Genomic DNA, 26727 nt, shown 5'->3' with positions numbered 1-26727 from the left:
CGCGTAGCCATTCGCGCAGCTTGAAAAAAATGGCCGGGATGCCATCGCGATCCCGGCCACGTTTCCGCACTACGCGCAGTACTTCCACGCGTTAGCCAAACACCCTCTTCCACAACGCCAACACCGCGTCGCGCTCGGCACTCACCAGCGACGGATCGACCCGCGCCTTCTCCATCCCGTCGAGCCGCAGCGTGTGCTGCAACTTGCGATACCGCCGATACGCGGCGCCGACGGTCTCCGCTTCCGCCTCGCTCATCAAACCGAAACGCGACACCTCGCGCAGCAACGCGATATTGCCGGTGTTGCGGATCAGTTCGGGATCGCTTGCCGCGTGCAGCAGCACCCAGTACTGCACCGTGAATTCGATATCGACCATGCCGCCGCGATCGTGCTTCAGATCGAACAGCTCCGGCGTATGGTTCGGGTGCCCCGCCTCGACGCGCGTGCGCATCTCGACGATCTCCTTGGCGAGCGGCGCCGCTTCGCGCGGCGTCGTCAGCACCTGTTCGCGGATCGCCTCGAACTTCGCGCCGATCTCGGCATCGCCCGCGCAGTAACGCGCGCGCGTCAGCGCCTGGTGCTCCCAGACCCACGCGGTATTCGCCGCGTCGCCCTCGCGCAGCTGATAGCGGCGGAAGGCGTCGAGATCGGTGACGAGCAGGCCCGATTCGCCGTTCGGCCGCAGCCGCAAGTCGATATCGAACAGCGTGCCGGCGCCGGTCGCGGTAGTGAGCCACGTGATCAGACGCCGCGTGTAGGTCGCGTAGACATCGGCGGCGGCATCGTCGGGATCGTCGTACAAAAAGATCAGATCGAGGTCCGACGCGTAGCCGAGTTCCTTGCCGCCGAGCTTGCCGTATGCGATCACCGCGAAGCGCGGCGCGTCGCGATGACGTTTCGCCAACTGGTTCCACACGGCTTCGAGCGCGACGTCGAGCACCGCGTCGGCAAGTTCGGACAGCCGGTCGCTCACATGTTCGACGCTCAGCTTGCCGGCCAGGTCGATCAGCAGAATGCGAAACACCTCGGCCTGGTGCGCATGACGCAACAGGTCCATCTGCTGCTCGACGCCGTCTGCGGCAGCGAGCCGCAGACGCAGCGTGCGTTTGAATTCCGGCCAGTCGAACGGACTGTTGATCGCCTCGCCGTCGAGCAATTCGTCGAGCAGTTGAGGATGGCGAATCAGATAGCCGGCCGCCCAACGCGAGCCGCCCAGCACCGCCAGCACCTGATGCAGCGCCTGCGGATATTCGGTCAGCAGCGCGAGGTACGCGCCGCGCCGGCTCACTGCTTCGAGCAGGTCGAAAAAACGCGCGATCGTATTGCCGCGCCGTGCAGCCGGCTCCAGCGTGCGCGCGGCTTCGAGCGCGCGCTGCGCGACGATGTCGAAACGCTGCCGGCTGCGCTCGGCGAGGCCCATGTAGCGCGCCGAGCGCCACACCGCCTGCAGCCGCGCGAGCAGATCGCCGGGTTCGGCCACGCCGAGTTCGATCAGACGCGCGCGCAACGCATCGTCCGCGCTGTCGTCGGCAAGCGCGCTGCTCCACACCCAAGCGGCCGCGCCGTCCTCGGGCACCGCGCAGCCATCGCGGCCGCCCACCTTGTCGGCGAAAATCTGATCGAACTGCTGCTCGACGAATTCGCGATGCGCGTCGAGCTTCGTCATCAGCGCCGCGTAGTCGTCGCAGCCCATTGCGCGCGCGAGCGCCACGCGGTCCTCGGCGTCGACCGGCATCGCGTGAGTCTGCGCATCGTTGCGGTACTGCAGACGGTGTTCGAGTTCGCGCAGGAACCGGTAGGCCTGCGACAGCTTCACGCAAACCGACGGATCCATCAGCCCGTGCGTCGCCGCGTGACGCAGCACCGCGAGCGTCGGCCGTACACGAAAGCCCGCGTCCTGGCCGCCGCGAATCAGTTGGAACACCTGCGCGCTGAATTCGATTTCGCGGATACCGCCGCGCCCGAGCTTGATGTCGTCGGCCTTGTCGGGCCGCATCGACGCACGGCGCTGCGCCTCCTGGCGAATCTGCAGATGCAGCGCGCGAATCGCGCTGATCACGCCGAAGTCAAGATAGCGGCGATAGACGAACGGCGTGACGATCGCATCGAGCTGCTTCGACAGCCGCTGCGCCGCCGCGCTTTCGCCTTCCGACACGAGCCGCCCCTTGATCCACGCATAGCGCTCCCACTCGCGGCCCTGCACGTAGAAATATTCTTCGAGCATGCCGAGACTGCACACGAGCGGTCCCGAATCGCCGTTCGGCCGCAGCCGCATGTCGACGCGGAACACGTAGCCGTCGGCGGTCACTTCGGCGAGCGCGCCGATCAGCCGCTTGCCGAGGCGCGTGAAGAACTCTTGAGTCGCGAGCGGCGAACGCTGGCCGCCGGCGGTTTCGCCATCGTCTTCATAAATGAAGATCAGGTCGATATCCGACGATACGTTCAGCTCACGGCCGCCGAGCTTGCCCATGCCGACCACGCCGAGCGTCAACCGTTCGCCCTGCGGGCCGCGCGGCTCGCCGTACAGCGCTTCGAGATCGGCGGTGAGCACCGCGAGCGCGCGCTGGATCGTCGCTTCCGCGAGATCGGTCATCGCGCCGGTCACCTCGGCGATATCGGCAACACCTGCCAGGTCGCGCTCCATCACCGCGCAGAACACCTCGGTGCGCAACTGGCGCAGCGCGCGCTTGAGCGCCTCTTCGTTCAACGTCGCGCCGAAGTTACCGGCGGCCTCGGCGCATAACGCATCGAGACGCGCGTCGATACGCTCGCGCGTGAGCGGTGCCGCGGCAAGCGCGCTGACCTGCGCGACGAGCGATGGGCGGGCCGCGGCGGCGCGCGCGGCGTAGTGGGAATAGCTGGAATTCAGGAGGGTGGCGTCAGTCATCAAAAATCGGGCTCGCTCGTTGCTTGATTGGCGTCGTCTGGTGTTGTTCTGATGTTGTTTCGTTGCACGTCGGTGGATCGTAACCGATGCGCGAAGCAGCGCGCCGAGTGCCTTGCCGGATGGCCCTGACAGGCCGCGAGGCGGCGTGCGGACAGGGTTTGCAGGAGGTCCGCCGAGGCATTTCCGTGTGTTACATTTCGTCGTTAATTCGCAAAACTACCATACGCCCAGCCGCCGCAGCATGTCCGAGCGAAACGATCCCGCCGACCCGCACGAACAAGAGCTGGCCCGGCATGTGAGCGCAAGCGACCACATCGTGCTGCGCCGGACCTTGCGCGTGCTCGTCACGCTCGCGCTGATTCTGTACTTCATCGCCACGGCACTGTTCCTCGGCTTGCGCTACATGGTGCTGCCGCGTATCGACGCGTTCCGGCCGCGCATCGAAGCCGCGGTCTCCGAGAAACTTCACACCCAGTTCACGATCGGCCGGCTGGCGCCGCACTGGAGCGGCTTCCAGCCCGGTCTCGACGTCACCAACCTGGTCATCCGCGATCACGACGGACACCCCGCACTGACGATTCCGCACGCGACCGCGACGGTGTCGTGGCACTCGCTGTGGGAGTTTCGACCGGCGCTGTCGAGCCTGATCGTCGATCAGCCGGACGTGCTGGTCTCGCGCAGCGAAGACGGCGTGCTGTCGGTGGCGGGGGTGCCGGTGCCGACCCGCCATAGCGGCAACGACACGCTGTCCACCTGGCTGCTGCGCCAGCAGGCGATCGTCGTGCGCGGCGGCGTACTGCGCTGGCACGACGCGACGCGCGACGCGCCGGAGCTCGCCTTGCGCGACATCCGCATCGCGATCCTCAACGACGGTTACGACCACCGCATGGCCTTGCAGGCGCCGCCCGAAGGCAAGTTGCTGCAAGGCCCGCTCGATTTCCGCACGCACTTCCGGCACGCGCCGCTGTCCGCGATCGGCAAGCCGATCAACTGGACCGGCCAGGCATACATCTCGACCGGTCCGGTCGATCTGCCGACGCTCGCGCGCTACGTCAAATTCCCGATCGAGACGTTCGCCGGCCGCATCGACAATGCGATCTGGATAGACTTCAGCGAAGGCCGCATGACCAACGCGGGCGGCCAGTTGAACGGCACCGACGTCGCGCTGCGTGTACGCCCGACGCAGCCGAAGTTGCTGATGCCGATGTCGCATTTTCTGTGGCGCGTCGAAGCGGGCGAAGGCGATTACAAGCTGCAACTCGCCGATCTGCGCGCTGAACTCGGCGTACCGCCGCTCGAAGACGGCACGCCGCTCACCCGTACCCTGAGCCTCCAGACGCTGAACGGGCGTTACCGGACCGCGTCGCAGCAGCATGGGCAATTGCTGAGCGTCAGCGGCGATCGCGTCGACCTCGGCATCCTCGCCGAATTCAGCCGGGCGCTGCCGCTGCCGCGGCGCTTCCTGAACGAACTCGTACGGATCAACCCGCGCGGGATGGTGTCGGACTATGTGATCGAGGTGGAGCGCGGCAAGCCGGAATCGGGCGAGGTCGGCAGCGACCATCGGCCGACGGGCTCGGAGCCGATCGAGCGTTATCGCTTCAAGGGCGATCTGCAGGGCATCAGCTTCGCCGCCCAGGAGCCGGGGCCGGGGCTCACGCCGCGCGGCCATCCGCGCGCCGGCATACCCGGCATCGAAAATCTGTGGGGCAGTGTCGATGCCGACGAAAAAGGCGGCAAGGCGGTGCTCGACACGTCGAACGTCGCGATCACGCTGCCGGGCGTATTCGACGATCCGCGCCTGAAGCTCGACCGTCTGCACGCCCGCGCGGACTGGACGATGCTGCCGAGAGACGCCGACAGCACGCGCCCGGCGTTCGCGCTGAAGCTAGCCGATGTCAGCGTGTCGAACGCCGACGTTTCCGCCACCGCGACCGCGGACTACAGCAACCCGGGCCACGGCCGCGGCTCGCTCGATCTGAAGGCCGACTTCCAGCGCGCGCAGGTGGCGCACATCGCCCGTTATCTACCGACCGCGGTCCCCGAAAAAACCCGCATCTACCTCGGCCACGGCTTGCAGGCGGGCATTTCGCGCGGCGCCACGATCGAGATACATGGCGATCTGACCAAGTTCCCGTATGCGCGCGACCCCGACGCCGGCCTGTTCCATATCGTCGCGCCGTTCACCGGCGGCAGATTCGACCCGACGCCGTTTCCGCCGCGCAAGATGCGCAACGGCACACCGAACGTATGGCCGGCGTTCGACGGCATCGACGGCGTATTCGAACTGAAGCAGAACGTGCTGCGCTTCGACATCGAGCGCGGGCGATACGAGCGCGTCGCGCTCACCGGCGTGCGCGGCAGGATCGACGACCTCGGCACGAAAGGCTCGAACCTGACGATCCAGGGCAACGCGCGCGGGCCGCTCGGCGACATGCTCGACTATGTGAACGACAGCTCGCTCGGCATCATGGCGCGGCACCAGACCGAGCGGATCCGCGCCGAAGGGCCCGCGTCGCTCGCGCTCAAGCTGACGATTCCGCGCATACCGAAGCCGCATGTCAGCGTGGAAGGCACGGTCGGCTTCGAGAACAACCGGCTCAGTGCGAACAACGTGCCGCCGCTGTCGCAGCTGAACGGCCGCGTGCGTTTCACCGAACACACGGCTCAGCTCGACCGACTCTCCGGGCAGTTCCTCGGCGGCGACGTGCACGCGAACGGCGGCCTGCGCCAGGACGGCAGGTACGCGCTCGCGCTCGGCGGCCATATCGCCGTGGATGCGGCGCGCGGCCTCAATCTGCATGGCCCGGCCGAGCAGGTGCTCACGCATATGAGCGGCAGCGCGCCGTACGCGCTGAACGTCAGCGGCGCGCGCGGCAGCTTGCCGGAAGTCAGCGCGGACTCCGATCTGACAGGGCTCGCGCTCGACTTCCCGGCGCCGTTCAACAAACCGGTCGGCACGCCAATGCCGCTGCACTTCGCGGTCAATCCGGCGACGGCGCCCGGCGATGCCGGACTGGAGCGGCTCGACCTCACGTTCGGGCCGGCCACCGCCGCTTACGTGCTGCGCTATCAGCCGAAGCTGCAGCCCAATACGCCGCCGCAGGTGGTGCGCGGCGCGATCGGCGTGAACCGGCCGGCGGATCTGCCGTCCGAGGGTGTGGTCGCCGCGGTCGACGTGAAGGCGTTCGACGCCGATGCATGGCGCGCGCTCGCCGCGCAGTTGCGCGCCGGGGCCGCGGCGAACGGTGCCAGCGGCACGACCGGCGCCAACGCCGCCGGCTCGCGGACGGCCACGCCCGCGCCCACGCCTAATCCGACCGTCACGCAATTCCTGCCGAGCCGCTTCGCGCTGCACATCGACACGCTGACGCTCTTCAAGCGTCACTGGGACAACGTGATCGTCGGCGCATCGCACATGGATCGCACCTGGCAGGCGAACATCGCGTCGAATCAGGTATCGGGCCACGTGTCGTGGCTGCCGGGCGTCACGCGCGATTCGCCCGGCAAGCTGGAGGCACGGTTCGCGCGCGTGGTGATTCCGTCGGTCGCGGACAAGGACATGCTCGGTCCGGTGATGTCGGCGCCGGCGCTCAACATGCCGTCGATCGATCTGGTCGTCGACGAGCTGATCCTGCGCGAGCGCAACATCGGCAAGCTGGAAGTCAATGCACACAACTTCGAGGAAAACGGCGTGCCGGTCTGGCAGCTCGATAAGCTCGACGTGACGAATCCGGCGGCGACGCTCACCGCCACCGCGAACTGGCGCACCTCCACCGACCTCGACAGCGCGCCGGACGAAACCACGCCGCGGCGCACCGTGTTCGATTTCAAGCTCGACATCAAGGACGCCGGCGCGCTACTCGAACGCTTCGGCCTCGCGAGGACGCTGAAAAACGGCAGCGGCTCGCTGGCGGGCAAGGTAGCGTGGCAAGGCGGCCCGACCACGATCGACTACACGACGCTCAACGGCAACCTCGCGCTCGATCTGCGTCACGGCCAGATCCTGAAGGTCGATCCAGGCGTCGCGACGCTGCTTGGCGTGCTCAGCCTGCAAAGCCTCGCACGCATCGCGACGCTCGATTTCCGCGACGTGATCGGCGAGGGGCTGCCGTTCTCCAGCGTGACCGGCACCGCGCAGATTCATGACGGCATCGCCCGCACCGATAACTTCAGGATGGTGACCGCGCCGGCGCGCGCCGAGATGACCGGCTCGGTCGATATCGCGCAGAAGACTCAGGACATGCACCTGCATGTCGTGCCGACCGTCAGCGCGGGTGCGGCGGTGGTCGCCGCGACGGTCGTCAATCCGCTGTTTGGTCTCGGCGCGCTGGTCGCCGACCTCGCGTTCTCGCACTCGGTGTCGCATGTGTTCGCGCGCGAGTACTGGATTACCGGCTCGTGGACGAAGCCGCGCGTCGAGCGGGTCACGACCGAACGGGGTAAGATGGACGCTCCCGCTTCGACCGTGGAAGCGCACTGAGTTTCGCTGGCCGCGTGGGCTGGTTCCGGCCACGCCGGTTTTTTCCGGTCCGCCGCTCCGGCCTGCCTGAACCCGCTTCGGCGCCGATCCAGCCGGCCAGACACGGCCGGTCCTCCAGCCCCAACCCAATGCGCGTCGACGGCCGCCAAGCCAGCCCTGAACGATGCAAGCAGCGTGCGCCTCGCCACGCCGCCCTGCCGGGAGTCTTTCGATACGCTCATGAGCGACACACAGATATCTTCTTCCTCTTCGGCCGCGGCAGCGAGCGGCCCCGCCGGCAGCCCGTTCCGGGTCGCCGCGCTGCAGATGGTGAGCACGCCCGATCGCGAGCGCAATCTGGCCGAGGCCGGGCGCCTGATCGATGAAGCCGCGGCCGATGGCGCGCAGCTCGTGCTGCTGCCCGAATATTTCTGCTTCATGGGCTTCAAGGACACGGACAAGCTCGCCGTGCGCGAGTCTTATCAGGACGGCCCGATCCAGCGCTTTCTCGCCGATGCCGCGCGGCGCCACCGCATCTGGATCATCGGCGGCACGCTACCGCTGACCGCGCCGGAAGCCTCGCGCGTGCTAAACACGACGCTGGTGTTCGACCCGGACGGCAACGAAGCCGCGCGCTACGACAAGATCCATCTGTTCAATTTCGAGAAAGGCGAAGAATCGTTCGACGAAGCGCGCACGATCCGTCCCGGCACCGAGGTGCGCGGCTTCGAGGCCCCGTTCGGCCGGGTCGGCCTGTCGGTCTGCTACGATCTGCGCTTCCCGGAGCTATATCGGCGCATGGGCGACTGCGCGCTGATCGTGGTGCCGTCGGCGTTCACCTACACGACCGGTCGCGCGCACTGGGAGCTGCTGCTGCGCACCCGCGCGATCGAAAACCAGTGCTACGTGCTCGCCGCGGCGCAAGGCGGCAAACATGAAAATGGCCGCCGCACGTGGGGCCACAGCATGCTGATCGACCCGTGGGGCGAAATCGTCGCGGTGCGCGACGAGGGCGCCGGCGTGGTCGCCGGCAACCTCGAACGCGCGCGCATCGACGAAGTGCGGCAGAGCCTGCCCGCCTGGCGTCATCGCGTGCTCGACTGAAGCCCGCATCGACATTGAAACTGCGGCGCCCGTCACGCATATAGCGGGGCAGGCGCCACCCGAACCCTTCGTATCGAGCAGAACATACTTCGCATGAACATCATCGAACCCGGTATCCGTAATCTCGCCGCCGCCAAGGACATCCTCCTCACGCCCTACGGTCTGGACGAGTCGCTGCTCACGCGCACGCTCGCCGAAATCTTCACGCACCGCATCGATTACGCGGATCTGTACTTCCAGTACACGCGCAGCGAAGCGTGGAGTCTCGAAGAAGGTATCGTGAAATCGGGCAGCTTCAGTATCGACCAGGGCGTCGGCGTGCGCGCCGTGTCGGGCGACCGCACGGCTTTCGCGTACTCGGACGATCTGTCGCCAGAAGCAATTCGTCAGGCGGCGCTCGCCACCCGTTCGATTGCCAAGGCAGGCGGCGGCAAGCAGAAGATCAAGGCGGCCTCGTCGCTGACCGGTATCGCCGGGCGCGATCTGTACCTGCCGTCCGATCCGCTGCATTCGCTGGACGCGACCGCCAAGGTCAAGCTGCTCGAACGCATCGAGAAGATGGCGCGCGGCCGCGACCCGCGCATCCAGCAGGTGATGGCGGGCCTCGCCGGCGAATACGACGTGGTGCTGGTCGCGCGCAGCGACGGCGGCTTCGCGGCCGACATCCGGCCGCTCGTGCGCGTGTCGGTCACGGTGATCGCCGAGCAGAACGGCCGTCGCGAGATCGGCAGCGGCGGTGGCGGCGGCCGCTTCGACTACGGCTATTTCACCGACGAAGTGCTGTCGCGCTACGTCGACGACGCGGTACACGCGGCGCTCGTCAATCTCGACGCGCGTCCGGCGCCGGCCGGCGCGATGACTGTCGTGCTCGGCCCGGGCTGGCCCGGCGTGCTGCTGCACGAAGCGATCGGTCACGGCCTCGAAGGCGACTTCAACCGCAAGGGTTCGTCGGCGTTCGCGGGACGCATCGGCGAGCAGGTCGCCGCGAAGGGCGTCACCGTGGTCGACGACGGCACGCTGCCGAACCGCCGCGGCTCGTTGAACATCGACGACGAAGGCAATCCGACGCAGTGCACGACGCTGATCGAGGACGGCATCCTGAAGGGCTATATCCAGGACACGCTGAACGCGCGTCTGATGAAGATGCCGGTCACCGGCAACGCGCGGCGCGAATCGTACGCGGCGCTGCCGATGCCGCGCATGACCAATACGTACATGCTCAACGGCGACAAGGATCCGCAGGAAATTCTCGCGTCCGTAAAGAACGGCCTGTATGCGGTGAATTTCGGCGGCGGCCAGGTCGACATCACGAACGGCAAGTTCGTGTTCTCGGCGTCCGAGGCATACATGATCGAGAACGGCAAGATCACGTATCCGGTCAAGGGTGCAACGCTGATCGGCAGCGGCCCGGAATCGCTGAAGTACATCACGATGATCGGCAACGACATGAAGCTCGATTCGGGCGTCGGCGTGTGCGGCAAGGAAGGTCAGAGCGTGCCGGTGGGCGTCGGTCAGCCGACGCTGCGCATCGAGCGCATGACCGTGGGCGGTACGGCCTGACTGCGCAACAAATGCACGCCTCATGCACGAAACGCGTGAAGCGTGCGGAATTTCCGCATTTTTACGGCCTCCAGCTTGTCAGCCGAGCCCGTACCGGGTTATAAAGTCAACCACCCTTTTTGACCAGCGACACATTTCATTTCGCCATGTCCGCCAAGTTTTACTTTTACTTTTTTTGGTATCTCAGACCGCTGGCGGATCGAGAGGGGTGTTAGTGCACGCAGGACACCAAGAATTCCCGAAAAACCGCCAGCTCAGACTGGCGGTTTTTTTTCGCCTCACGCTTTTTGAAACCCGCTTTTTTGAAACCCGTTTTGCAAACGTATCCGAAACTTTGCCGTTGACTATTTTTTGATTGTCGTCCGCCTGGGGCAGCTGTTCGATCGCAACCGCCGCTGCCCGTGCGAACACGCTACGAACCGCTTCAGGAGAACCACATGCCCCTGCACAATACCGACGATGTCCGCATCCGCGAACTGAAAGAACTCACGCCGCCCGCTCACCTGATTCGCGAGTTCGCCTGCGACGAGACCGTATCCAGCCTGATCTACGACGCGCGCAATGCCATGCATCGCATCCTGCACGGTATGGACGACCGGCTGATCGTGATCATCGGACCGTGCTCGATTCACGACACCAAGGCTGCGCTCGAATACGCCGGCCGACTGATCGAGCAACGCAAGCGCTTCGCCGGCGAACTCGAAGTCGTGATGCGCGTGTACTTCGAAAAGCCGCGCACGACGGTGGGCTGGAAAGGCCTGATCAACGACCCGCATCTGGACAATAGCTTCAAGATCAACGACGGCCTGCGCACCGCGCGCGAGTTGCTGTTGCGCATCAACGAACTGGGCCTGCCGGCCGCCACCGAATACCTCGACATGATCAGCCCGCAGTACATCGCGGACCTGATCTCGTGGGGCGCGATCGGCGCGCGCACCACCGAGTCGCAGGTGCACCGTGAACTCGCCTCGGGACTGTCGTGTCCGGTCGGCTTCAAGAACGGCACGGACGGCAATGTCAAGATCGCCGTCGATGCCATCAAGGCCGCCTCGCAACCGCACCATTTCCTGTCGGTCACGAAGGGTGGCCACTCGGCGATCGTGTCGACCGCGGGCAACGAGGATTGCCACATCATCCTGCGCGGCGGCAAGACACCGAACTACGACGCCGATAGCGTCAATGTGGCCTGCAGCGACATCGGCAAGGCAGGTCTCGCCGCGCGCCTGATGATCGACGCGAGCCATGCGAACAGCTCGAAGAAGCACGAGAACCAGATTCCGGTATGCGCGGACATCAGCCGCCAGATCGCTTCGGGCGACGAGCGGATCGTCGGTGTGATGGTCGAATCGCACCTCGTGGCGGGCCGCCAGGATCTGCAGGAAGGTTGCGCGCTGGCCTATGGCCAGAGCATCACCGATGGATGCATCGGCTGGGACGAAAGCATTCCCGTGCTCGAAGGTCTTGCCGAAGCAGTCAAGCAGCGTCGCGTCGCGCGCGGCAGCGGCAATTAACTTCCTGCTTCAGCGCTGACGCGACTGGCTGTCAGCGATGCGTCGAAAACCCGGTTCGATTTCGAACCGGGTTTTTTTATTGGCCATTCGGACGAATGGTGCTCCGCGCCCTGCCTCTGTACCGTAACAGCTCGTTGCCCGGTCGTGGATGACTTGACCGGGATGGGTGAAACGTATAAGATTTTATACATCAAGGCGGCTATGGAGCAGGAAAAAGAAATTCGCTGGCTAGGCTCCAGCTATTGCGATTTGCTCGCCTTTCCCGATGAAGCACGTCGTCTCGCGGGGTTTCAGCTCCACAAGATTCAGGCAGGGCTCGACCCCGACGACTGGAAGCCGTTCGACTCGATCGGCGCGGGAACTCGCGAAATTCGCATCCGGGAAGAAAACGGCATTTTTCGCGTGATGTACGTGACCAAATACGTCGAAGCGCTTTACGTGCTGCATTGTTTTCAGAAGAAAACACAGAAGCTCAGCGTGCAAGACAGAAAGATCGCCGTAACCCGTTACCGCGCAATCATTAACGAGAGGAAAACCTGACATGACGATCGACACCAAAATCCGTCACGTAAGCAAACCCGGCAGCAATCTGTTTCTTGAACTCGGCTTCTCCGCCGAAGAAGCAAAACGCCTGCATGCCGCGTCGCAAAAGCAGATCAACGACACCCGGCTGCTGAAGGAACAACTGATGAGCGAGCTGTCCAGCTGGATCGAACAGCATCATCTGAAGCAGGCCGAAGCCGCGGAAATTCTGATGGTGTCGCGCCCGCGCGTGTCCGACGTCGTCAACAAGAAAACCACCAAGTTCACGATCGACACACTCGTCGAAATGATGAGCCGCATTGGCAAACCGGTGACGCTTGCCATTGGCTAATCACCGGCCAATGCGCGCGCGGCGCACGGTTAAGCACGCGCTCGCGCCAGCCTTCAATGCGTACCGCGATCGTGCTGCCACAACACATCGGTGCCGCCATCCGCGCGATTGAGCACGCGTGCAAGCACGAACAGCAGATCAGAGAGCCGGTTCACATACTGACGCGGCGCCGCGTTGAGTTCCTCGTGCTCGCCGAGCGCGACGATCGCGCGTTCAGCACGACGGCATACCGTCCGGCACACATGCGCAAGCGCGGCCGCGCGCGAGCCGCCAGGCAGAATGAACTCCTTTAGCGGTGGCAACGCTGCGTTGTAATCGGCGAGCCAGCCATCGAGTTGCGCAAGATGCCGATCCGTAATCATCGTGTGACCGGGAATGCACAACTCGCCGCCCAGATCGAACAGGTCATGCTGAATCGCAACCAGAGCGGTGCGCACGTCGTCGGGCAGGTGTTCGCACAACAGCACGCCGAGATTCGAATTGAGTTCGTCGACGTCGCCGATCGCGGCGATGCGCGCGCTGTCCTTGCGCACGCGGCGGCCGTCGCCGAGACCGGTGGTCCCGTCGTCACCGGTGCGAGTGGCGATCTTGCTCAGGCGATTACCCATGATGTCTCCCTGTGTTCAGAAGCGATGCGCACAACCGGGTGCGAGCGCAGCAGAAACGACGCGCGAACCCAACCCGGACCAAAGCCGAATCGAGCACAAATCCAGCGCCATTCACTCGCGTCGATCCGATCGCACACCACGTTTATCCATATTGCACGCATCGCAAAATCGCCGCCATTATATGGGCGCAAGCCAGCCGGCGCCGGCCCACGGGCGAACGGCGTAGAATGAAGCGCATGCTGCAAAAGAAGCCGCGCCCCGGCATATCAGCAACTATTTTCATGGGACCGGAGTAAGAGCTTTGCTCTAACTCCGGTCGACATAGGAGACATGCGTGAACCATCCCGTGCCGCCGGCCCCGCTGCGCCGGCCGTTTCCCGCCGAACTGCTGAATAACCTCAAAGCCGCGTTCGGCGACCGCGTGTCCGTTGCCGAAGCCGTGCGCGCGCACCACGGCCGCGACGAGTCCCCTTTCGATCCGCAACTGCCTGACGCCGTCGTGTTCGCTCGCACCACCGAAGACGTGCAAACCGCCGTCAAACTGTGTGGGCAGTACGACGTGCCGATCATTCCATATGGCAACGGCTCGTCGCTCGAAGGACATCTGCTCGCGGTACAAGGCGGCGTGTCGATCGATCTGTCGGAGATGAACCGGGTGTTGTCGATCAACGCCGAAGACCTCACCGTGACCGTCGAACCCGGCATCTCGCGCAAGCAGTTGAACGAAGCACTGCGCGACACCGGCCTGTTCTTCCCGATCGACCCGGGTGCGGACGCGAGCATCGGCGGCATGTCGGCCACGCGCGCGTCGGGCACCAATGCCGTGCGCTACGGCACGATGCGCGAGAACGTGCTCGGCCTGACGGTCGTGCTCGCCGATGGCCGCGTGATCAAAACCGGCACGCGGGCGCGCAAGTCGTCGGCGGGCTACGACCTCACGCGTCTTTTCGTCGGCTCGGAAGGCACGCTCGGCGTGATTACCGAAATCACCGTGCGCCTTTATCCGCAGCCCGAAGCGGTGTCGGCCGCGGTGTGTGCGTTCCCGTCGATGGGCGACGCGGTACGCGCGGTCATCGAAACGATCCAGATCGGCGTGCCAATCGCGCGTGTCGAGTTCGTCGATTCGCTCGCGATCCGCTCGATCAATCGCCATTCGAATCTGACGCTGCGCGAAGCGCCCACACTGTTCTTCGAATTCCATGGCACCGAAGCCGGCGTGAAAGAACAGGCCGAACTCGTGCAGGACATTGCCGCGCAGAACGCGGGCGAAGGCTTCGAATGGGCGACCCGGCCGGAAGATCGCAGCCGTCTGTGGAATGCGCGTCACAACGCTTATTTCGCAATGCTGCAACTGAAGCCCGGCTGCCGCGCGGTCACGACCGACGTGTGCGTGCCGATCTCGCGCCTCGCCGAATGCGTGGTCGAAACGGAGCAGGATCTGAAGGCATCGCCGCTGCCCTGCCCGATCGTCGGCCATGTCGGCGACGGCAACTTCCACGTCGCGATCCTGATCGACCCGAACAAGCCCGAAGAACTCGAAGAAGCTGAGCGCCTGAACCATCGCATCGTGCAGCGCGCGTTGCGCATGGACGGCACCTGCACCGGCGAGCATGGCGTCGGCCTGCACAAGATGGGCTTCCTGCTGGAAGAACACGGCGACGTCGCGGTGGATACGATGCGCTCGATCAAGCACGCGCTCGATCCCCGCAACCTGATGAACCCGGGCAAGATTTTCGCGTGGGCGGCCTGACGGATCGCAGGCAGGCAGGACGCGACGCCGCTTCCACTGCTGCGTCGCGCCGGCTTCGAAACAGAAACGGTATGAATCAGGTGGTATGAACAACGCGCACGAGGCAAGCGGGATAAACAGGCGCCGTCACTAGCCACCTGAAACAGCCGGCTCAAACCACGAGCCGGAGCGGCGAAAGCCACGAGGGAGACGAATCACATGAACGCACCCGCTGAACTGTCGGCTGAAGTACTCGCCCAGCGCCAGCGCGAAGTCGTGCAGGCGCTGATGGCCGTGTTGCCGAACCACTGTCTGCTACACCGCGAGGAAGACACCGTCGCGTACGAGTGCGACGGCCTCGCGGCCTACCGGCGTCTGCCGCTCGCGGTCGCGTTGCCGGAAACCGAATCGCAGGTGCAGCGCATCGTGCAGATCTGCCACCGCCTCGAAGTGCCGATCGTGCCGCGCGGCGCGGGCACCGGGCTGTCCGGCGGCGCGATGCCGATCCGGCATGGCGTGGTCGTGTCGCTCGCGCGCTTCAGGAAGATCGTCGAAGTCGACTCGTATGCGCGCACCGCGACCGTGCAGCCAGGCGTGCGCAACCTCGCAATCTCCGAAGCCGCCGCGCCGTATGGCCTCTACTACGCGCCGGACCCCTCGTCGCAGATCGCCTGCACGATCGGCGGCAACGTGTCCGAAAACTCCGGTGGCGTGCATTGCCTGAAGTACGGCCTCACCGTGCATAACGTGCTGCGGGTTCGCGCGGTAACGATGGACGGCGAGATCGTCGAATTCGGCTCGCTCGCGCCGGACGCGCCCGGGCTCGATCTGCTCGCGGTGATGATCGGCAGCGAGGGCATGTTCGCGATCGTCACCGAAGTGACCGTCAAGCTGATCCCGAAGCCGCAAACGGCGCAGGTGATCATGGCGAGTTTCGACGACGTCGTAAAAGGTGGCGACGCGGTCGCGGGCATCATCGCGGCGGGCATCATTCCGGCCGGGCTCGAGATGATGGACAAGCCGGCCACGCGCGCGGTCGAGGAATTCGTCAACGCGGGCTACGACCTCGACGCGGCGGCGATCCTGCTGTGCGAATCGGACGGCACGCCTGAAGAAGTCGCCAACGAAGTCGTGCGCATGACCGCGGTGCTGCGCGAGCATGGCGCGACCCGCATCCAGATTTCGCGCTCGGAAGCCGAGCGGCTGCGCTTCTGGTCCGGGCGCAAGAATGCGTTCCCGGCCGCCGGCCGCATTTCGCCGGATTACTACTGCATGGACGGCACCGTGCCGCGCCGCAGTATCGGACCGCTGCTCGCTCGCATCGAGGAAATGGAAAAAAAGTACCGGCTGCGCTGCATCAACGTGTTCCATGCCGGCGACGGCAATATGCATCCGCTGATCCTGTTCAACGGCAACGACAAGGACGAATGGCATCGCGCCGAAGCATTCGGCTCCGACATCCTCGAGGCCTGCGTCGAACTCGGCGGCACGGTGACGGGCGAGCATGGCGTCGGCATCGAAAAGATCAATTCGATGTGCGTGCAGTTCTCGCCGGAAGAGCGCGATGCGTTCCACGCGGTCAAGCGGGCGTTCGACGCGCCTGGTCTGCTGAACCCCGACAAGGGCATTCCGACCCGAGCGCGCTGCGCCGAATACGGCAAGATGCACGTGCGCGGCGGGCTGCTGCCTCATCCCGATCTACCGCGCTTCTAGCGTCTGCTCCGGCATCGCGCATCAGCTGCGCGCCGCCCCGCGCGCTGACCCACGCGTTGCGGCCAGCGCGCGACAACGCGGGGCCCACCGCCCCCTTCAGCGGCTTACGCCGGCCGCCGCTACGGGTGCGCTCCGGGTTGCCAGCGAGCCTCCGCCCGGTACAATCAGTCGAAACACAACGAGCAGGACACCATGGAAGAGGATGACATCGTCGCGGTATGGTCGGAACGCGTGCGTTCGGCCAGTGCCGAAGGGCGCACGTTGCGCATCCGTGGCGGCGGCACCAAGGACTGGTACGGCCAGACGCTGGAAGGTGAAATCCTCGACACGCGCGCTTATCGCGGCATCATCGCGTACGACCCGGCCGAACTCGTGATCACCGCGCGGGCGGGCACGCCGCTGCTGGAAATCGAAGCCGCGCTCGCCGAGCACGACCAGATGCTCGCGTTCGAGCCGCCGCACTTCGGTCCTCAAGCCACCTTCGGCGGCTGCATCGCCGCCGGCATTTCCGGCCCACGCCGGCCGGCCGTCGGCGCGGCACGCGACTTCGTACTCGGCGCCGTCGTGATGAACGGCCAGGGGCAGACGCTGCACTTTGGCGGCCAGGTGGTGAAGAACGTCGCGGGCTACGACGTATCGCGTCTGCTGGCGGGCTCGCTCGGCACGCTCGGCCTGATCCTCGAACTGTCGATCAAGGTGCTGCCGCTGCCGCAGTCCGAAGCCACGCTGAAATTCGACATGAACGGCACGGATGCCGTCCGCAAACTCAACGAATGGGCCGGCCGGCCGCTGCCGATCAACGCCAGCGCATGGCGCAACGGCACGCTCGCGGCGCGGCTCGCGGGCGCCGAGGCCGCGGTCAAGGCGGCGCGCACGGCACTCGGCGGCGAAGTCGTCGATGCGGTGGAGGCCGAGCGTTTCTGGGCCGGCCTGCGCGAACAGACCGATTCGTTTTTTGCGGCGATTCCGCCGAAGGCCGCGCTGTGGCGTCTCGCACTGCCGTCGATCACCGAGCCGCTGCAACTGCCCGGCGCGCAACTGATGGAATGGGGCGGCGGCCAGCGCTGGTGGATCACCGACACCGACGCGCAGACCGTGCGCATCAGCGCGAAGCAGGCCGGCGGCCACGCAACGATTTTCCGCAGCGGTCACGGCTACGACCGCAGCGCCGGTGTCTTCACGCCGCTGCCCGCGCCGCTGATGAAAATCCATCGCGGCCTCAAACACGCTTTCGACCCGGCCCGCATCTTCAATCGCGGCCGTCTCTACTCCGACTTCTGAGCGACGCGATGCAAACCAACCTCGCGGACTTCATTCGCAATACGCCCGATGGCGACGAAGCCGATGCCATCCTGCGCAAATGCGTGCACTGCGGCTTCTGCACGGCGACCTGCCCGACCTATCAACTGCTCGGCGACGAACTCGACGGCCCGCGCGGGCGCATCTATCTGATCAAGCAGATGGTCGAAGGCGCACCGGTCACGCGCAGCACGCAGACTCATCTCGACCGCTGCCTGACCTGCCGCAACTGCGAATCGACGTGCCCGTCCGGCGTGCAGTACGGCAGGCTGGTCGAAATCGGCCGCAAGATCACCGAGGAAAAAGTCCATCGCCCGCTCGGTCAGCGCATGGTGCGCCGCGTGCTCGCGAGCGTCGTGCCGAACAGCGCGATCTTCACGCCGGCGATGCGGCTGGGGCAGCACTTCCGCGGCGTGCTGCCGAAGAAGCTGCGCGACAAGGTGCCTGCGCGGCAACGCCCGCTCGAATGGCCCACCGCGAAACACGAACGCAAGATGCTGATGCTCGCGGGCTGCGTGCAACCGTCGATGATGCCGAACGTCAACATCGCGACCGCACGGGTATTCGACGCGCTCGGCATCGAAACGGTGGTCGCGCCCGAGGCCGGCTGCTGCGGCGCGATCCGCCTGCATCTCGGCTACAACGACGAGGCGCTCGACGATCTGCGCGCCAACATCGATGCATGGTGGCCCTACGTCGAGCAGGGCGTCGAGGCGATCGTAATGAATGCGTCGGGCTGCGGCGCGACCGTGAAGGAATACGCGCATCTGCTGCGCCACGATCCGGCCTATGCGGAGAAGGCACGCCGTATCGTCGAGCTGACGCGCGACATCGCCGAGATCCTGCCCGAGTTCGAAGACCAGCTGGTCGCGACCACGCGGCGCCGCTCGGTGCATACGGTCGCGTTTCATCCGCCGTGCACGCTGCAGCATGGGCAGCAGATTCGCGGCAAGGTCGAACAGTTGCTGACCGCGCTCGGCGTCGAAGTGCGCCTGCCCGCCGACAGTCATCTGTGCTGCGGCTCGGCCGGCACCTATTCGATGACGCAGCCGCGGCTGTCGTACGCATTACGCGATCAGAAGCTCGAGCGCTTGCAGGCACAGGAGCCGCAGGTGATCGTGTCGGCGAACGTCGGCTGCATCGCGCACCTGCAAAGCGGCACGTCGACGCCGGTCGCGCACTGGATCGAATTGGTCGAGCACATGCTGTCCGTATAATCGGGGCATCGTCTTCGCTGAATACCGGTTCTGTTCATGTCCGATCTGGATCACAACTCCGCCAACTGCGCCGCCAACCCCGCCGCCAACCGCGTCGCTCACCACCTCGATGAAGTGCGGCAGCGCATCGCGAAGGCCGCGCAAGCGGCCGGCCGCGACCCGCAGGCGGTGATGCTGCTCGCGGTCTCCAAAACGTTTCCCGCCGATGCCGTGCGCGCCGCCCATGCGGCCGGCCAGCGCGCGTTCGGCGAGAACTACGTGCAGGAATCGCTCGACAAGATTCAGACGCTCGCCGATCTGCGCGCATCGCTCGAATGGCATTTCATCGGCCCGCTGCAATCGAACAAGACGCGCCCGGTCGCCGAGCATTTCGACTGGGTGCATTCGGTCGATCGGCTCAAGATCGCGCAGCGGCTTTCGGAGCAGCGCCCCGACAATCTGCCGCCGCTGAACGTCTGTTTGCAGGTCAATGTCAGCGGCGAGGCGTCGAAAAGCGGTGTCGGCATCGCCGAGGCGGCCGATATCGCACGGCAGATCGCCGTGCTGCCGAAGCTGACATTGCGCGGCCTGATGTCGATTCCCGAACCGGCCGGCGATCTCGACGCGCAGCGCGCGCCGCATCGCGAGTTGCGCGAGCTGTTCGAGCGCTTGCGCGGCGACGGGCTCGCGCTCGATACGCTGTCGATGGGCATGTCGGCGGACCTCGAAGCAGCGGTGCTCGAAGGCGCGACGATCGTGCGCGTCGGCACCGCGATCTTCGGCGCGCGCGACTATTCGCACTGAGTTCGCATTGAGATTTTTCGTGGGCCCGCGCGCGATCAGCCGGGCCCGTCACCGCATCCAGCCTCTCACCTGAACCTCACCGGACCATCATGAAAATTGCGTTTATCGGCGGCGGCAATATGGCCGCGGCGTTGATCGGCGGCCTCATCAAGCGGGGCGTCGCGCCCGCTGACCTGTACGCGATCGATCCGAACGAAGACGCGCGCAAGCGCAACGAGCAGCAATTCGGCATCCGCACCGGCGTCGCCGCGGACGGCGCGCTCGCCGGCTACGACGCGGTCGTGCTCGCGGTCAAGCCGCAGATTCTGAAGGGCGTCGCCGAAACGGTGGCGCCGCATCTGCAGGCGTCACAACTGGCGATCAGCATCGTCGCCGGCATTCGCATCGCCGATATGTCGCGCTGGCTGAACGGCCATAGCCGCATCGTGCGCGTGATGCCGAATACGCCGGCCTTGATCGGCATGGGCGTGACGGGGCTGGTAGCAACGAGCAACGTCGACGAAGCGGGCCGTGCGTTGGCGTCACAGGTGCTCGGCGCGGTCGGCGATACCGTGTGGTTCGACGACGAAGCGAAGATCGACGCGGTCACCGCGATCTCCGGCAGCGGGCCCGCCTACGTGTTCTATTTCATCGAAGCGCTGCAGGAAGCGGCGCGCCAGCTCGGCATGAACGAAGCGCAGGGCCGTGCGCTCGCGGTCGCGACTTTCGCCGGCGCCGCGCAACTCGCGGCCAATTCCGACGAGCCGCTGAGCGTGCTGCGCGAGCGTGTGACATCGAAGGGCGGCACGACCGCGGCGGCGCTGGCGTCGTTCGCCGCGAGCGGTATCGGCGAAGCGATCGTGCGCGGCGCGCTGGCCGCCGATGCGCGTGCGAAAGAGATGGGCGACGAGTTCGGCAAGCAGTAAGCCGCTCGTCCACCAGAAACGGAAGCGGAAACAAATACGCCGTAGCGCGGCTCGCCCGTCGAATCAGGGCAAGCGGCTACGGCGTCTATACATCGCAGCGGTTTTAAAAAGCGCCGGCGAAAATTAAAACGAAGCCACCGCGTAATGCGCGGCAATCCCGACGAACAGCGCGCCGCCGAGCCAGTTGTTATGCCGGAATGCGGCGAAACACGGCATGCGTTCGCGGTTGCGAATCAGCGTGTAGTGATAGATCGCGCAACCAACCGCGGCCGCCCAGCCCAGCCAGTACAGCACGCCGAAACCGAGCATCACGCCGACGCCGACGTAAATCCCGAGCGTCACCGCATAGCACAGCATGATCGCGGCCACGTCGAAACGGCCGAACGTCAGCGCCGACGTGCGGATGCCGATCTTGATGTCGTCATCGCGATCGACCATCGCATATTCGGTGTCGTACGCGACCGACCAGAAGATATTCGCGAGCAGCATCACCCAGCCGAGCAGCGGCACATGGCCCTGCACCGCGGCGAACGCCATCGGAATGCCGAAGCCGAACGCGATGCCGAGATACGCTTGCGGAATTGCGAAGAAACGCTTGGTGAACGGATACGAGCCGGCGACGAACAGCGCGACCACCGACAACTGTTTGGTCAGTGCGTTGAGCGGCAGGATCAGCAGAAACGCGAGCAGCGACAGACCCAAAGCGAGTGCGATCGCTTCCCACGCGTTGATCTTGCCCGACGTGAGCGGGCGACTTTCAGTGCGCTTCACGTGGCGATCGAAATCGCGGTCCGCATAGTCGTTGATCGCGCAGCCAGCCGAGCGCATCAATACGGTGCCAACGATGAAGATCACCAGCAGCTGCCACGACGGATGACCGCCGGACGCAATCCACAGCGCGTTGAGCGTCGGCCATAGCAACAGCAGGCTGCCGATCGGCTTGTCCATCCGCACGAGGCGCCAATACAGGGGAAGTCGGGCAAACATGAGACGAATTCGATGAAGTGCGAACACGGTGCGGCTATTTTACGGGATGCGCGTGGCGGGGCTGGTTGCGCGCGCTGTATGCGTGTGCGACGTGTGTACAGCGCGCGATGACGCGGAAAAAACAAAGCCTCCCGGAAAGGGAGGCTTTGTTCGTTTTCGGCACACTGTGAGCGTCACCGAAACCGTACTTCGGTGCTTCAGCGGCTCAGCGATTCAACCGCAACTTACGCGAGCAGCGAGCGCAGCATCCACGCGGTCTTTTCATGCGTCTGCATGCGCTGCGTCAGCAGGTCGGCGGTCGGTTCGTCGTGGGCGGCTTCCGTCGACGGGAAAATCGCGCGCGCGGTGCGCACCACGGCTTCCTGACCTTCGACGAGCTGGCGGATCATGTCTTCCGCGGCCGGCACGCCATCCGCTTCGGGGATCGACGACAGCTTCGCGAAGTCCTTGTAACTGCCCGGTGCATGCACGCCCAACGCGCGGATACGTTCGGCGATGGCATCGACCGCGAGCGCGAGTTCGTTGTATTGCGTTTCGAACATCAGATGCAGCGTGTTGAACATCGGACCCGTAACGTTCCAGTGGAAGTTGTGGGTCTTCAGGTACAGCGTGTAGGTGTCGGCGAGCAGACGCGACAGCCCTTCCGCGATCTTCTTGCGATCCTTGTCGCTGATCCCGATGTTGACGTGCTGTACGGCTGCGGCTTCTTTCTTGGCCATGATGACTCCTTTGACGAGTGATACGAACCGGTCGGCAAATGACGGCTGCGAACAGACTAAAAACGTTCGACAGTGTAGCGTGAAATTCCGCGAAATCTACGCAACGCGCGGCCGCGCGCCTTGATTTGGCGCCGGTTTGCGACCATCGTGCCATCGTGCCAACATCGCGGCAAACGCAATTCGCCGCTGCCTCGATTGCGTCGCCTGGCTTACATCGATTGCCTCGCGCGAACCCGTCTCGCGCCAATCCGCCGCGCTTCAGGCAGCCAGCGCGTGCTGCAACGCCTGTGCGGCGAGCACCGCGAAGCCGCTCGTGACGATCGCGAACCCCACTGCCTTTTGCAGCATCGCCACGTGCCGCTCCCGCTGCCGTTGCACTCCGCGCGCGGCGGCTGAACCGCCAATCGTTGCCATCATCATCTGGATCATGATCGTACTCCCGGTTCGTCTCGGTACGGGCGCGGCAGGCTTGCCGCCGCGCCCGTCTGTTACTACTGCCCAACTCAGTCATTCGACTACTGCATGGCTAGCAGCCACACACGCAACGCTCAACGACCTTTTTCTTCCTGCAAAGCGGCCAGCGCCGCGATCACACCTTCCGCGTAGGCCGGATCGACGCGGCGGAAATGCTCGATCTGACGCGCGACGATCTCCTGCGGCACCCCATTGATATGCCGCGCGATATTGCCGAACAGACGCGTACGCTGCGCCTCGTCGAACAACTCGAACAGCATGCGCGGCTGCGTGTAGTAGTCGTCATCCTCGCGATGCTCGTAGTGTGCGACCGCACCGGCCGCGAGCGGCGGCTCCACTGCGTTCGCGTCCTGCGCGAAGTCGCCGAAACGGTTCGGCTCGTAATTCACGTTGCCACCGAGATTGCCGTCGGCGCGCAGCGCGCCGTCGCGATGGAACGAATGCGGATTCGGCGTGCGCGGCGCGTTCACCGGAATCTGATGGTGATTCACGCCGAGCCGGTAACGCTGCGTATCGCCGTACGAGAACAGCCGTCCCTGCAACAGACGATCTGGCGAAAAGCCGATACCCGGCACCACGTTAGCCGGCGTGAACGCAGCCTGCTCGACATCAGCGAAATAGTTCGCCGCGTTGCGGTTCAACTCGATCGTGCCGACGTCGATCAACGGATAGTCCTTCTGCGACCACACCTTCGTGATGTCGAACGGATTGAAGCGATAGTTCGCCGCGTCCGCTTCCGGCATCACCTGAATCGCGAAACGCCACTTCGGAAACTTGCCCGCATCGATGCTGTTCACCAGATCGCGCTGCGCGCTTTCGCGGTCCGATGCGACCACCTGAGCGGCTTCGACATCGGTGAAGTTCTCGATGCCCTGCAGCGACTTGAAGTGAAACTTCACCCAGAAGCGCTCGTTGTTCGCGTTGATGAACGAGTACGTGTGCGAACCGAAACCATGCATCTGCCGATAGTTCTTCGGAATGCCGCGATCGCTCATCAGAATCGTCACCTGATGCAGCGACTCCGGATGACGCTCCCAGAAATCCCACGCCGCGACATTGCTGCGCAAGTTCGTGTACGGATCGCGCTTCTGCGTATGGATGAAGTCCGGAAACTTCAGCGGATCGCGGATAAAGAACACCGGCGTGTTGTTGCCGACCACGTCCCAGTTGCCCTCTTCGGTGTAGAACTTGATCGAAAAGCCACGCACGTCGCGCTCGGCGTCGGCCGCGCCACGTTCTCCCGCCACCGTCGAAAAGCGCATGAAAAGCGGCGTTTCCTTGCCGACCTGCGCGAACACCTTCGCCTTCGTATAGCGCGAGATGTCGTGCGTCACTTTCAGCGTACCGAATGCACCGGAGCCCTTCGCGTGAACGCGGCGCTCGGGAATCACCTCACGATCAAAGTGAGCGAGCTTTTCGAGCAGCCAGACGTCCTGCAGCACGACCGGGCCGCGAGCGCCGGCGGTCATCGAATTCTGGTTGTCGGCGACAGGTGCGCCGGCAGCGTTGGTGAGCTTACGTTCGGACATGCGTACTCCTGCGTGGGTTTTTATCGAAATGGAGACAAAGCGGCGGCATCCGCAAACAGGAATGCCGTGAGAGTGACAGCCAGGCTCGTCAGGCGCCCAGCACCCGGTCGACCAGCAGCGATACCGCGACGGTGCGCACGCTCGGGGCCGGGCTCGACGGCGCCGTAGCGGCAGATTGTGCAGTGGGAGCGTGGATCGGCTGTGAATTCGCTTGCATGGTTGTTTTCCTCCGGGTTTGTCTCAGGCGCTGGGCTTTGCAGCCGGGCGCCGAGCCTTATGAGATAAGGGGATCGGGCGATCCTTGGAGGAAACTATAACAATCCTATCGAAAATTCGTGTTTGATTAACTTAATCTATTCGATAGGATTTGCTTGCGCCCTTTTTGAGAAAGGCCCGCACCGGCAGCGCGGTGCGGAATGCCGCGCGTTAATTGACGGCGGCCGGCAGATCGAGCTTCTTGACGCCCGGCAGATCGCAGGCGGCGATCGCATCGCAGATCGCGTCGATCGCAGGCATGCGCGTGAAGCTCTTGCGCCACGCGAGCACGACGCGCCGGTCGGGTACCGGCTCATCGAACGCGACGTAGCTGAGCAGACCCGCGTCGATGCCAGCCGCATGCGGCTTGACCTCGTGCACCGACATGCGCGGCAGCACAGTAATACCGACGCCGCTCGCGACCATATGGCGGATCGTCTCCAGCGACGAGCCCTCGAAGGTCTTCTGGATGCCGTCCGCGTTCTGCGAAAAACGCATCAGTTCGGGGCACACGCCAAGCACGTGATCGCGGAAGCAGTGACCGCTGCCGAGCAGCAGCATGGTTTCCTGCTTCAGATCGTCGGGGTCGATCTTCGGGCGCGTTTCCCATGCATGACCGGACGGCAGCGCGACGACGAACGGTTCGTCGTACAGCGGGCGCAGCATCAGACCCGTTTCGGGAAACGGCAGCGCCATGATCGCGACGTCGATTTCGCCCTGCTTCAGCAGTTCGATCAGCTTCAGCGTGTAGTTTTCCTGCAGCATCAGCGGCATCTGCGGGACCCGCGCGATCATCTGCTTGACGAGCGTGGGCAGCAGGTACGGCCCGATCGTGTAGATCACGCCGAGGCGCAGCGGCCCGACCAGCGGATCCTTGCCCTGCTTGGCGATTTCCTTGATCGCGAGCGTCTGTTCGAGCACGCGCTGCGCTTGCGTGACGATCTGTTCGCCGATCGGCGTGACACTGACTTCGCTGGTGCCGCGCTCGAAAATCTGCACGTTCAGCTCGTCTTCGAGCTTCTTGATGGCGACGGACAGCGTGGGCTGGCTGACGAAACATGCTTCGGCGGCCCGGCCGAAGTGCCGCTCGCGAGCGACCGCCACGATGTATTTCAATTCGGTGAGCGTCATTCGGGGATCAATCAGTACGATGCATTCGATAGGTTCTAGTTATACACCGTATAGGGTCGGTTCGCCAGCCTAGAAAATGCTCGCGACAAAATGACCACTGGACCGTTCGCCGGCAAGGAGGACAGGTCGCCGGACTGAGCGGACAGGATCCGGCTCGTCGGCGCTTGACTTCATTATTTTGACCCCGAACACTTGCCTACCAGTTAATAGGTAGGTACCGAGCCGCCGCGCCGCGTCTTCGCAGTCATCCGCATTCCGCGATTTTTCCAGCTCTCGCCACACCCCGATGAAGCATTTCACTGAACTCACGCCCTCGGCCATGCGCATCGTCGACACCGCCGAGGGTTTGATTCAACGCGTCGGGTACAACGGCTTCTCCTACGAGGACATTGCTGTCCAGATAGGCATTCGCAAACCCAGCGTTCATCACCACTTCGCGACCAAGGCGGAACTCGGCGCCGTCGTCGTGCAGCGCTATACGCATCGCTTTGCCGAGGCGCTGTCGCGCATCGAGACAACGTTCGCTCAAGCTCCCGACCGGCTGAAGGCCTACGCCGGTCTGTTTGCCAGCACCTACGCGCAGGACGGCCAGCTTTGTGTGTGTGGCATGTTGGGTGCTGAAGCGCAATCGCTGCCCGAGGACATCAGAAGCGGAATTCGTGATTTCTTCAGGATCAATCTCGGATGGCTTACTGCGGTCATCGAAAAGGGCCTCGCGCAAGGAAGCCTGCGCTCCAGCCGCAGTCCGTCTGAACTTGCCGGTGCGCTGCTGGCCTTGCTGGAAGGTTCGATGCTGGTGGGCCGAGGGCTCGGCCACGGCTTTGATCCGCAAGCGACGGCGGAGATTCTTTTTGCCTCGATTACCTGAATTTTCGGGGGTTCGTCAGGCGTGCACTGCCTGATCTGCCTTGTTTTTTACTATTACTCGACCGGAGACATTTCATCGTGAAGCGAATCGTTGCCCTTGCTGTTTTCTCAGT

The 26727-nt window shown here is 64.5% G+C and carries 21 protein-coding genes; 13 read left to right on the top strand and 8 right to left on the bottom strand.

Features of this window, described 5'->3' with window-relative positions; genetic code table 11:
• Positions 1 to 91 precede the first annotated feature (91 nt).
• A complete protein-coding gene (gene glnE, locus L0U82_RS02580; RefSeq protein WP_442793627.1) occupies positions 92 to 3019 on the bottom strand; it encodes a bifunctional [glutamate--ammonia ligase]-adenylyl-L-tyrosine phosphorylase/[glutamate--ammonia-ligase] adenylyltransferase in 2928 nt (975 codons plus the stop codon).
• Between the two features lie 109 nt (positions 3020 to 3128).
• On the opposite strand from glnE, the gene L0U82_RS02575 reads away from it, so the two are divergent.
• From L0U82_RS02575 to L0U82_RS02550, 6 genes are all read left to right on the top strand, one after another.
• The gene (locus L0U82_RS02575; RefSeq protein ID WP_233828302.1) at positions 3129 to 7370 is read left to right on the top strand and encodes a YhdP family protein; all 4242 of its coding nucleotides are present in this window, start codon (positions 3129 to 3131) and stop codon (positions 7368 to 7370) included.
• A 219-nt stretch (positions 7371 to 7589) separates the two neighbouring features.
• On the top strand, positions 7590 to 8453 hold the full coding sequence (locus tag L0U82_RS02570; RefSeq protein ID WP_233828300.1) for a carbon-nitrogen hydrolase family protein: 864 nt from the start codon (positions 7590 to 7592) through the stop codon (positions 8451 to 8453).
• A 93-nt stretch (positions 8454 to 8546) separates the two neighbouring features.
• Entirely contained in the window at positions 8547 to 10013 is a 1467-nt protein-coding gene (gene tldD, locus L0U82_RS02565; protein WP_233828298.1) for a metalloprotease TldD, read from the top strand.
• 437 nt (positions 10014 to 10450) lie between these two features.
• A complete protein-coding gene (aroG, locus tag L0U82_RS02560; protein WP_233828297.1) occupies positions 10451 to 11524 on the top strand; it encodes a 3-deoxy-7-phosphoheptulonate synthase AroG in 1074 nt (357 codons plus the stop codon).
• A gap of 201 nt (positions 11525 to 11725) precedes the next feature.
• On the top strand, positions 11726 to 12064 hold the full coding sequence (locus L0U82_RS02555; RefSeq protein WP_233833089.1) for a type II toxin-antitoxin system RelE/ParE family toxin: 339 nt from the start codon (positions 11726 to 11728) through the stop codon (positions 12062 to 12064).
• Between the two features lies 1 nt (position 12065).
• A complete protein-coding gene (locus L0U82_RS02550; protein ID WP_233828296.1) occupies positions 12066 to 12398 on the top strand; it encodes a helix-turn-helix domain-containing protein in 333 nt (110 codons plus the stop codon).
• A gap of 53 nt (positions 12399 to 12451) precedes the next feature.
• Here L0U82_RS02550 and L0U82_RS02545 read toward each other — a convergent pair whose 3' ends face one another.
• Complete coding sequence (locus L0U82_RS02545) at positions 12452 to 13006, bottom strand: cob(I)yrinic acid a,c-diamide adenosyltransferase (protein WP_233828295.1); 555 nt, start codon at positions 13004 to 13006, stop codon at positions 12452 to 12454.
• 334 nt (positions 13007 to 13340) lie between these two features.
• Between L0U82_RS02545 and L0U82_RS02540 the strand changes: the two genes are divergently transcribed.
• The 6 genes from L0U82_RS02540 (at position 13341) to proC (ending at position 20652) form a co-directional block, all read left to right on the top strand.
• The gene (locus tag L0U82_RS02540) at positions 13341 to 14756 is read left to right on the top strand and encodes an FAD-linked oxidase C-terminal domain-containing protein (RefSeq protein WP_233828294.1); all 1416 of its coding nucleotides are present in this window, start codon (positions 13341 to 13343) and stop codon (positions 14754 to 14756) included.
• A gap of 198 nt (positions 14757 to 14954) precedes the next feature.
• A complete protein-coding gene (locus L0U82_RS02535; protein ID WP_233828293.1) occupies positions 14955 to 16448 on the top strand; it encodes an FAD-linked oxidase C-terminal domain-containing protein in 1494 nt (497 codons plus the stop codon).
• A gap of 192 nt (positions 16449 to 16640) precedes the next feature.
• Positions 16641 to 17729 carry a glycolate oxidase subunit GlcE gene (glcE, locus tag L0U82_RS02530; RefSeq protein WP_233828292.1) on the top strand — a complete coding sequence of 363 codons (1089 nt, stop codon included), beginning with the start codon at positions 16641 to 16643 and terminating at the stop codon, positions 17727 to 17729.
• Between the two features lie 8 nt (positions 17730 to 17737).
• Complete coding sequence (gene glcF / locus L0U82_RS02525; RefSeq protein ID WP_233828291.1) at positions 17738 to 18964, top strand: glycolate oxidase subunit GlcF; 1227 nt, start codon at positions 17738 to 17740, stop codon at positions 18962 to 18964.
• Between the two features lie 36 nt (positions 18965 to 19000).
• Entirely contained in the window at positions 19001 to 19747 is a 747-nt protein-coding gene (locus L0U82_RS02520; RefSeq protein WP_233828290.1) for a YggS family pyridoxal phosphate-dependent enzyme, read from the top strand.
• A gap of 89 nt (positions 19748 to 19836) precedes the next feature.
• Entirely contained in the window at positions 19837 to 20652 is an 816-nt protein-coding gene (gene proC, locus L0U82_RS02515; protein ID WP_233828288.1) for a pyrroline-5-carboxylate reductase, read from the top strand.
• Between the two features lie 123 nt (positions 20653 to 20775).
• Here the strand turns inward: proC and ubiA are convergent, their stop codons facing one another.
• From ubiA to L0U82_RS02490, 6 genes are all read right to left on the bottom strand, one after another.
• Complete coding sequence (ubiA, locus tag L0U82_RS02510; protein WP_233828286.1) at positions 20776 to 21639, bottom strand: 4-hydroxybenzoate octaprenyltransferase; 864 nt, start codon at positions 21637 to 21639, stop codon at positions 20776 to 20778.
• A 224-nt stretch (positions 21640 to 21863) separates the two neighbouring features.
• On the bottom strand, positions 21864 to 22358 hold the full coding sequence (locus L0U82_RS02505) for a Dps family protein (RefSeq protein ID WP_233828284.1): 495 nt from the start codon (positions 22356 to 22358) through the stop codon (positions 21864 to 21866).
• Between the two features lie 258 nt (positions 22359 to 22616).
• On the bottom strand, positions 22617 to 22787 hold the full coding sequence (locus L0U82_RS02500; protein WP_233828282.1) for a hypothetical protein: 171 nt from the start codon (positions 22785 to 22787) through the stop codon (positions 22617 to 22619).
• A gap of 119 nt (positions 22788 to 22906) precedes the next feature.
• Positions 22907 to 24361, bottom strand: coding sequence for a catalase (locus L0U82_RS02495; protein WP_233828280.1), 1455 nt, complete (start codon positions 24359 to 24361; stop codon positions 22907 to 22909).
• Positions 24362 to 24449: 88 nt separating this feature from the next.
• The gene (locus tag L0U82_RS39675) at positions 24450 to 24578 is read right to left on the bottom strand and encodes a hypothetical protein (protein ID WP_267929298.1); all 129 of its coding nucleotides are present in this window, start codon (positions 24576 to 24578) and stop codon (positions 24450 to 24452) included.
• 209 nt (positions 24579 to 24787) lie between these two features.
• Positions 24788 to 25747 carry a hydrogen peroxide-inducible genes activator gene (locus L0U82_RS02490; protein WP_233828279.1) on the bottom strand — a complete coding sequence of 320 codons (960 nt, stop codon included), beginning with the start codon at positions 25745 to 25747 and terminating at the stop codon, positions 24788 to 24790.
• Positions 25748 to 26033: 286 nt separating this feature from the next.
• Between L0U82_RS02490 and L0U82_RS02485 the strand changes: the two genes are divergently transcribed.
• Complete coding sequence (locus tag L0U82_RS02485) at positions 26034 to 26615, top strand: TetR/AcrR family transcriptional regulator (RefSeq protein ID WP_233828278.1); 582 nt, start codon at positions 26034 to 26036, stop codon at positions 26613 to 26615.
• Positions 26616 to 26727 lie beyond the last annotated feature (112 nt).

This window comes from Paraburkholderia sp. ZP32-5, from assembly GCF_021390495.1.
Taxonomy (GTDB): domain Bacteria; phylum Pseudomonadota; class Gammaproteobacteria; order Burkholderiales; family Burkholderiaceae; genus Paraburkholderia.
The sequence above is the reverse complement of the archived record's forward strand: the minus strand, read 5'-3'. Positions and strand labels throughout refer to the sequence as shown.

What these genes read in the sequence shown, in the direction of transcription:
- ubiA (WP_233828286.1), bottom strand. Translation starts at nt 21,639, where the DNA reads ATGTTTGCCCGACTTCCCCTGTATTGGCGCCTCGTGCGGATGGACAAG.
- proC (WP_233828288.1), top strand. Translation starts at nt 19,837, where the DNA reads ATGAAAATTGCGTTTATCGGCGGCGGCAATATGGCCGCGGCGTTGATC.
- L0U82_RS02555 (WP_233833089.1), top strand. Translation starts at nt 11,726, where the DNA reads ATGGAGCAGGAAAAAGAAATTCGCTGGCTAGGCTCCAGCTATTGCGAT.
- L0U82_RS02495 (WP_233828280.1), bottom strand. Translation starts at nt 24,361, where the DNA reads ATGTCCGAACGTAAGCTCACCAACGCTGCCGGCGCACCTGTCGCCGAC.
- glcF (WP_233828291.1), top strand. Translation starts at nt 17,738, where the DNA reads ATGCAAACCAACCTCGCGGACTTCATTCGCAATACGCCCGATGGCGAC.
- L0U82_RS02535 (WP_233828293.1), top strand. Translation starts at nt 14,955, where the DNA reads ATGAACGCACCCGCTGAACTGTCGGCTGAAGTACTCGCCCAGCGCCAG.
- glcE (WP_233828292.1), top strand. Translation starts at nt 16,641, where the DNA reads ATGGAAGAGGATGACATCGTCGCGGTATGGTCGGAACGCGTGCGTTCG.
- L0U82_RS39675 (WP_267929298.1), bottom strand. Translation starts at nt 24,578, where the DNA reads ATGCAAGCGAATTCACAGCCGATCCACGCTCCCACTGCACAATCTGCC.
- L0U82_RS02500 (WP_233828282.1), bottom strand. Translation starts at nt 22,787, where the DNA reads ATGATCCAGATGATGATGGCAACGATTGGCGGTTCAGCCGCCGCGCGC.
- aroG (WP_233828297.1), top strand. Translation starts at nt 10,451, where the DNA reads ATGCCCCTGCACAATACCGACGATGTCCGCATCCGCGAACTGAAAGAA.
- tldD (WP_233828298.1), top strand. Translation starts at nt 8,547, where the DNA reads ATGAACATCATCGAACCCGGTATCCGTAATCTCGCCGCCGCCAAGGAC.
- L0U82_RS02545 (WP_233828295.1), bottom strand. Translation starts at nt 13,006, where the DNA reads ATGGGTAATCGCCTGAGCAAGATCGCCACTCGCACCGGTGACGACGGG.
- L0U82_RS02575 (WP_233828302.1), top strand. Translation starts at nt 3,129, where the DNA reads ATGTCCGAGCGAAACGATCCCGCCGACCCGCACGAACAAGAGCTGGCC.
- L0U82_RS02570 (WP_233828300.1), top strand. Translation starts at nt 7,590, where the DNA reads ATGAGCGACACACAGATATCTTCTTCCTCTTCGGCCGCGGCAGCGAGC.
- L0U82_RS02485 (WP_233828278.1), top strand. Translation starts at nt 26,034, where the DNA reads ATGAAGCATTTCACTGAACTCACGCCCTCGGCCATGCGCATCGTCGAC.
- L0U82_RS02505 (WP_233828284.1), bottom strand. Translation starts at nt 22,358, where the DNA reads ATGGCCAAGAAAGAAGCCGCAGCCGTACAGCACGTCAACATCGGGATC.
- L0U82_RS02520 (WP_233828290.1), top strand. Translation starts at nt 19,001, where the DNA reads ATGTCCGATCTGGATCACAACTCCGCCAACTGCGCCGCCAACCCCGCC.
- L0U82_RS02550 (WP_233828296.1), top strand. Translation starts at nt 12,066, where the DNA reads ATGACGATCGACACCAAAATCCGTCACGTAAGCAAACCCGGCAGCAAT.
- L0U82_RS02490 (WP_233828279.1), bottom strand. Translation starts at nt 25,747, where the DNA reads ATGACGCTCACCGAATTGAAATACATCGTGGCGGTCGCTCGCGAGCGG.